This is a genomic window from Streptomyces sp. NRRL WC-3549, from assembly GCF_000721935.1.
Classification (GTDB): domain Bacteria; phylum Actinomycetota; class Actinomycetes; order Streptomycetales; family Streptomycetaceae; genus Streptomyces.
The window spans coordinates 26,399-28,018 of sequence record NZ_KL585381.1 but is presented as its reverse complement, the minus strand read 5'-3'; the positions used below and the strand labels follow the sequence as shown (position 1 = coordinate 28,018).

The 1,620-nt window shown below is 68.6% G+C and carries 3 protein-coding genes; all 3 read right to left on the bottom strand.

The features are described 5' to 3' along the window. Window positions 1-134 precede the first annotated feature (134 nt). The 3 genes from IH13_RS0100335 to IH13_RS40250 all read right to left on the bottom strand — a co-directional run bounded on the left by IH13_RS0100335 (window position 135) and on the right by IH13_RS40250 (window position 1,217). Window positions 135-560 (bottom strand): PIN domain-containing protein, encoded by a 426-nt coding sequence (locus IH13_RS0100335; protein WP_031079968.1) that lies wholly within the window; start codon window positions 558-560, stop codon window positions 135-137. Beyond that, window positions 557-838 carry a ribbon-helix-helix domain-containing protein gene (locus IH13_RS0100330; RefSeq protein WP_234433170.1) on the bottom strand — a complete coding sequence of 94 codons (282 nt, stop codon included), beginning with the start codon at window positions 836-838 and terminating at the stop codon, window positions 557-559. The genes IH13_RS0100335 and IH13_RS0100330 overlap by 4 nt, the downstream gene beginning before the upstream one ends. A 142-nt stretch (window positions 839-980) precedes the next feature. Then, a complete protein-coding gene (locus tag IH13_RS40250) occupies window positions 981-1,217 on the bottom strand; it encodes a plasmid pRiA4b ORF-3 family protein (RefSeq protein ID WP_234433169.1) in 237 nt (78 codons plus the stop codon). Window positions 1,218-1,620 lie beyond the last annotated feature (403 nt).

The following is a 1,620-nucleotide window of genomic DNA, read 5'->3' as shown; positions in this document are numbered from 1 at the left end:
CTTTCCAAATGTTCGTCTTGGTGTTCGGCGGGGGACAGGGGCGTCCTCACCTGGGACGGAGCCCAGCGTCGGACGGTTGTTGAACGGCGCTGGACGGGGGCGAATGAGACCGGAACTGAGACCGGGGCGCCGGGTCACACCTTCTTGACGACGATCGACTCCGGAACCAGCTTCTCCAGGTCGTCCACGTCCGAGGTAAAGACGGTGACCTGCCCCTTCTGCTGGCGCGCGACGACGGCGAGCACCGCGTCGATCGCGTACTTGTGGCCGTGCAGCTTGGCGTCAGCCAACAGGCGGCGAGCCTGGCGTGCCTCGTCCTTTCCGATGTCGGCGACCCTGAGCCGGGAGAGCACCCAGTCCCAGCGCTGCTCCGTGGTTCTGCCGTCGTACGCCTCGACCAGCGTCATCGGGGAAGTCACCACCTCGGCCTCACCTCGTGCCGCGAGGTCGAGCCAGGCGATCATCTTCCGGTCGCCGCGCACGGCCAGGGACAGAGCTTCGCAGTCGAGTACGAAGACGCGCAAGGGGCGCTGCCTCTGCTCGGTGGCCCGCTTCTTCACGCGGCCTCTCCGGCACTGAGGCTTGCGGCGGCGCGGCGGCGCTCGTGCTCGGCATCGAGTTCCTCCAGTCCCTCGAGCGCGGTCGTGCGCTCATCCTCGCTGAGGGGGCCGTGTTCCTCCTGTAGCCAGTCGGACAGTTCGCGCAGCCGGTCCCGGTCGCGCTTGAAGCGCAGGGCCTCGGTGACGTATGCGGACAGGCCCCGCTCTGCCGCCTCCGCGCGGATCTCGTCCAGGAGATCCTCGGGGATCGTCACCGTTACCTTCTTGGTTGTCGCCATACAGGAGACCATACTCCTGGTATTTGCCCCCTTACCAACGTGTGCCGCGAAAGGGGACGTGACTGGACGGCTCGTCCTTCATGCCCTTCAAGGTGTCGTGAGGCTCAGAAGTCGCGCGTTGGCCTCGTCGGGCGCGAAACGGTCAGGGGGAATTCCGTGGCGGACCGGAGTCCGGGCCACTCCAGCATGGCGTGGCGTTCCTCGTGCGCCGGGTTGGCGAGGTTACTTTGAGGGCGCTGTAGCCGGGGGCGCCGCCACAGTCCTCGGGCGGGCACGCCCCGGCGCCGTCCGCGCAGCGCGGGTAGTGACCCCCGGCTTCGGCGGTCTGGAACTGCTCCACGGTGATGAGGTGCTCCCAGGAGCCCCTGAAGTCGTACATGTATGCGCGGGGCCGCCCACGCCCGCGGTCTCGGCTTCGAGCCCGCGAGCGGCTTCGCCGACGCCGCAGCACACCTGGGCTCCCCGCCCGGTGGCCGGCCCGCCGTCGGCTTCGGCCGGGACGGTAGGCCCTTCTGCCCCTCCGGCCCCTACGACAGCCCGCGCACGGTGGTCCAGACCCTCGAACCCACCTGCGGCACGGGCAACTACGACTACGTTGCAATCCAGGAGCGGAGCGGGAGCGACCCTCGGCCAGGTCCCGGGGTGCAGACCGACCGGAATGACCGCCGAGGGGGAGCCACGTCACGACGCCCGGGTGAAATGTCGCGAAGGTCGTAAGTAAACGAGACTAAAACTGAGACCAGGGCACGTCGAAGGGCCCCACCGCAAGCGGTGGGGCCCTT